Consider the following 5,141-nt stretch of genomic DNA (forward strand, 5'->3'; position numbering starts at 1 on the left):
TCATTGTTTATCGACCTCAAACAACTAGATGTATACTAACATATACAGCACAAATTGTCATGCTAAGAGTGATCCCTGAGCCTTAGCTAAAGAGTCGTGCTTCGCTGTTTCTATACTGGTCGGGTTTTATCCCGTCGGTAAAACCGAGGGTCTTCACCCGACATTGCAGATAAAACCTCCAAAAATTTAAACCCTGTATTCGTAGTTGTCTTGTAGGTTGGGTAAAGCGCCAGGGCAACCCAACAAATCACCATCTAAACCTAAGCAAACCCGTCAAAATCTTCGTTCATTGTGCCGTTGAAAAAACTGCTGACCAGTCCCCATAAAAACAGCCCCTAAAACCAATAAACTCAACAGACTAGAAGGTTCAGGAGCAGAAACTTTATTAGAATTCCCGTCAGAACGCCCGCTTACTATCGCTCTCCAGTAGTCAATACGCTCCTGCGGTGTTTCCTGACACCCAAAAATTAAACTACCATTGCTAGAATCTCCAAGAATAGCCACAGCCTCCGCATTACATAAACCGAAAAAGTCAATAACATATTGACCCTCTAAACGTTCAGGAATAAAAAAGTGTTGTTTCCCCTCACCCCTGTCATAAAACGCATTGGGAATTTCCTCAAATAAGCCAAACTCTTTGGTATAGCCCAAATGTCGCCCTAAAGGGTCTGTGAGTAGAAACTCAACATTCTGGAATAACCCCTGTAAAGTGTCCGAATTGTTCGAGAAATAATGGTTCAGGAGATAGTGCAGAAAACCCGAGGAAAGAGTTGGTATCTCTAAAAGAGTTGGTATCTCTAACCAATGTAAAGTGTCCAAAGTGTTAAATTGCTGCGTACGATAAAGATACGTATAATAAGCATACGTAATATAATCAGACCGACATTCAATAGTCGTCGGAAAAACACTTAAGCATTCCCAAGGGACTTGAGAAGCTAAATGTGTACCATTAACATGGATTAATTCGAGATGGTTGAAAATAAAACCCTGACCATTAAAGATTCCCGCTTGTTCAGCGGCCCGTTCAATTAAACCAATGCCGCTAAATCGCCGAAAATCATAGCCTTTTTGTTGTACAGGGTTAATATTAACATCTGAGGAAATATAAGGGCGATTTTCCTGACTTTGAATATAAGCCAGCATCAATTCTACTTGATTGCTACTGACATAAGGAATATCAGAAAAACGTACAATTTCTCGATTTTGAATGGGGGAATTATTGGGGTCAGATGAAAGATGGAGAAATGTCCCCAAGGTGTGAGAAGCTTGCACTCCACTTTGAGAATTAACGGCAAGACAATCTTGAGCGAAAATATCCCAATAACAGGGCTGAGTATAAGCTGGACTTGATTCATAAATCTTAGACCCATCAAAGAATCCTACATGATCAAATGATGAGTTAGTCCTGGTGCTAAGAAAAACTAAGCCTGCCTCAGTAGAAATGTTAGTTTCTACATTAAAATTGTAACTCTGGCTGGGGTCTTTGGGTGTTACCAGAAATTCGATAATAGACCCCTGTTTAACTTTCAAATAACTGTCCCAGCTAGTTTCTTCACTGGCTTGTCCGTTGGTTTGATTGGTACTATTAATGTCTAAATTACCAAGGATATCCTCTCCATCAAGCAAGATTTGAAAGGTCAAGTTATTGACTGTATCTAAAGTTGTAGAAAGGTCAATATAGCCTGTAAAGGGACTTTGCCAGATTAAACTTTGTTCGGTGCTGTTGAGCGTTCCTTGAAATAGGGTCATCCCTAGGGTGGGAGAGACTCCACTAAAAAATCCTAATGTTAGGCTGGCTAAGGTGAGGAGGGTTTTATTAAGGTGTCGCATAGATCAATCATAGAAGCTAGTTGTTTTCAGTGATGTATTACTTATGAAAAATTGGTCAGTGGTGCGAATTCCACGAGATAGAAACTTTTAGAGGGATTTTGCTTGAAGGAGATGGCTGACAACCAATTGTTTAGTTAGTGCGTGCAATGGCTTAGATTTTTATTTAGCTGGAGTTAATTCTAAATTAGTCTACAATATCTGTCTCCTGTGATATTACTGAGTTTATTTAAAGAGTTGATGAAGTTTTTTTGTATTTAACAATTATTTGCATAAAGTTTTCACAAACTGGGCGTAAAAGTACGGATATTTGCTAATAATTAAACACGAGAAAGTTAGAGTGATATTTAGTCAGAATTCGGTAAATGAGAACAGACTAAATAATCACTCTGCAAAATCAACAGAGGAGTTGCGACGGACTAGGCCACAACTTAGGGGAACCTGACGAACTGGGTCAGTGAAGATTGACTTACTTTGTTCGTCTTCATTTAGTTCTCTGGAGGTGGGGCGGGTTTTGATGCAGGGTGGCCAAGATTGTTACATAAGTTTATGTTTGGCGGGGTGAGGGGGTTAAGATAGCGCAGAATGGAAAATCCCCGTCCTTTTAGGTCGGGGATTCTCACGTTGACCTTCTTTTGGGGATGGGTTGCGAGAGTAGCAGGAATCAGAAACCGGGTTTCTACATTTTTAGCGGGGGGGTGTTGGGTTGCGCTGGCGCTTCACCCAACCTACAAGTGGGGGATTGTTGGGTTGCGCTGGGGCTTTACCTAACCTACAAGCGCCTGGCTAGATAGGGGTTATTGCTGACGGGAGACGGTAAACAAAACACCACTGGCACTGAGCATAATTAATCCCATGATGGTACTAGGTTCAGGGACTGGTTTTGATTTATTGGTTGAGGTATTTTGACTCAATTGAACCCCTAGAACAGATTGATTGGGATTTGATGTGAAGATGCAAGCAGATGCTTGGTCAAAAGCGGTGCTGGAACTTAAGGGAGTTCCCCCTTGTGTGGCTGGATTATCGGGTTTACCAAAAACTTGAACCCAATAATTATCTTCTGAATTGCGCTGCCTAGAAAACCCAAAACCAATTTCTGTGTAGTTGGGGTCGAGAATATTTTCTCGGTGTCCTGGACTATTCATCCAGCCTTGGATGACTGATGTTGCACTCTGATATCCAAGAGCAAGATTTTCACCGACATAATTCCAATTATAACCTACGGCTTTGGCTCGATCTCCAACGGATGAACCGTTCAATCCTGTATGACTGAAGTAGTTATTTTGAGCCATATCTTCGGCATGATTTTGAGCGGCTTGAGTGAGTTCTAATACTAGGGTTAGATTATTCAGCCCTTGTTTTTGCCGTTCGGTATTGGTTAAATCGAGCAATTTCTGGAATAACTCTTTTTTGGCAATATTAACACAAGAGTCCTGACGGTTGACTTCTTCTGTGTTGCTTGATGGTGTGGAGGAATTTCCCGCATCTGCATTATTTATATTACTTATGTCAAGACGATTCTCACTTCCACCGCCACGCTCACAAGCAGTCAAGAAAAAGGAGAAGAAAATAATACTCCAAAAGACCTGCTTAGGAATTCTTTGCATGAGCATTTTTCTTTTTGGGTTGAATAGAACAGGAATAAGTTGTGGCGAACTAGGCCACAACTTATAAGGAATGGACGAATATTCCAGTGTTATGTTTGCTCTGGACTGGTGTGGCAAACTAGACCACAGCCAGTGAAGACGGACTGACTTTTGTTGTCTTCATTATAGTTCCCCGGAGTTGGGGTGGGTTTTGATGCAGGGTGGTCAAGATTGTTACATAAGTTTACGTTTGGCGGGGTGGGTGTGCTTTGGGGTGAAGAATCCCTGTGCTTTTAGGTCGGAGATTCTCACGTTGACCTGCTTTTGGGGATGGGTTGCGCTGGCGCTTTACTTAACCTACAAGTGGGGGATTGTTGGGTTGCGCTGGCGCTTCACCCAACCTACAAGTGGGGGATTGTTGGGTTGCGTTGGCGCTTCACCCAACCTACAAGTGGGGGATTGTTGGGTTGCGTTGGCGCTTCACCCAACCTACAAGTGGGGGATTGTTGGGTTGCGCTGGCGCTTCACCCAACCTACAAGTGGGGGATTGTTGGGTTGCGTTGGCGCTTCACCCAACCTACGGTTCTAGGGTTCTGGGCGGCAGGGGACGAGGAGATGACCGGGGGCGATTTGGGCGACTAATTCAATGTCTCCTTGGGCGTTGGTGCGCCAAGTTTGGGCTTCGATGAGGGGGGGATGGGGGAGGTTGAGGTCTTGCCAGATGTTGGTGCTGGTGAGGGGGGCGGTGGGGGAGTTGGGGAAGCCGCCGGAACCGATGTTATAGAGGGCAATGGGGTTTTCGGATTCGATGGCGGCGCATCCGGTGGCGAGTTCGGCGGTGATGAATTCTTGGGGTAGGTTGTCGAGGCTGAGTTTGTCGAGGATGTCGATGTTAACGATGCCGTCTATGCCGAGTTCGGAGGTGGCGGTGAAGTCACTTTCTGGGGTGCGACGGCCTTGGAATTGTCGGAAGCCGAAGATGCCTCGGGCGCGTCCGGTGATGTTGCCGCCGCGTCCTTGGAAGGCGCTGGCAACGATATCGCTGTTTTCGGGGAGGAAGGCGAGGATGAAGCCGCCAACGTTGAAGGTAATGTTACCGCCTGTGCCGAATCCTCCGGCTTCGGCGGTGATGTCGCTGTTGAAGCGGAGGATAATGGATTGGGCGACGGTGAGGTTGATGTTGCCGCCGTTACCTGCGGCGGTGCTGGCGTTGATTTTGCCTTGATTGTTGAGGAAGATGGAACGGGCTTGTATGTCTAGGTTGCCGGAGTTGCCTGTTCCGTCGGTTCTGATGGAGATTTCGGAGTTGTTTTGGATGGTTAAGTCTCCGGTTTGCAGTTGGATGTTTCCGGCGTTGCCTGTGCCTGTGGCTTGGGCGAGGATGCGGCTGTTGTTGTTGAGGGTGGTTTGTTGGCGGGGGGTGGCGGTGATGTTGCCGCTTTGTCCGTCAATGGTGGAGGCGGAGATTTGGCTGTTGTTGAGGTTGAGGTTTTGCAGGTTTTGCAGGGTGATGTTGCCGCCACTGCCTCGGATGGTTTCGGCTTTGAGGGTGCTGTTGGTTAACTTAATCTCACTGGCACTAATTCCTAAGTTCCCCGCGTTCCCTGTTCCGGTATTACTCACACTGACTTGAGCGTTTCCCTGTAGGCTTAATTGTGGGCTGAATAGGTCTATATTCCCCGCATTCCCTGTTCCAGTCGCGTTACTCGAAATGAGGCTATTGGTGCC

The 5,141-nt window shown here is 45.7% G+C and carries 2 protein-coding genes and 1 pseudogene; all 3 read right to left on the reverse strand.

Going from position 1 to position 5,141, the window contains the following annotated elements; translation table 11 throughout:
• Positions 1-273 precede the first annotated feature (273 nt).
• The gene (locus tag K4A83_RS20990) at positions 274-1,830 is read right to left on the reverse strand and encodes a hypothetical protein (RefSeq protein WP_265266656.1); all 1,557 of its coding nucleotides are present in this window, start codon (positions 1,828-1,830) and stop codon (positions 274-276) included.
• A 794-nt stretch (positions 1,831-2,624) separates the two neighbouring features.
• Positions 2,625-3,494 (reverse strand): CAP domain-containing protein, encoded by an 870-nt coding sequence (locus K4A83_RS20995; RefSeq protein ID WP_265266657.1) that lies wholly within the window; start codon positions 3,492-3,494, stop codon positions 2,625-2,627.
• 504 nt (positions 3,495-3,998) lie between these two features.
• Positions 3,999-5,141: pseudogene (locus K4A83_RS21000) on the reverse strand (hypothetical protein); the annotation flags it as partial.

Source organism: Spirulina subsalsa FACHB-351, assembly GCF_026130165.1.
GTDB lineage: Bacteria > Cyanobacteriota > Cyanobacteriia > Cyanobacteriales > Spirulinaceae > Spirulina_A > Spirulina_A subsalsa_A.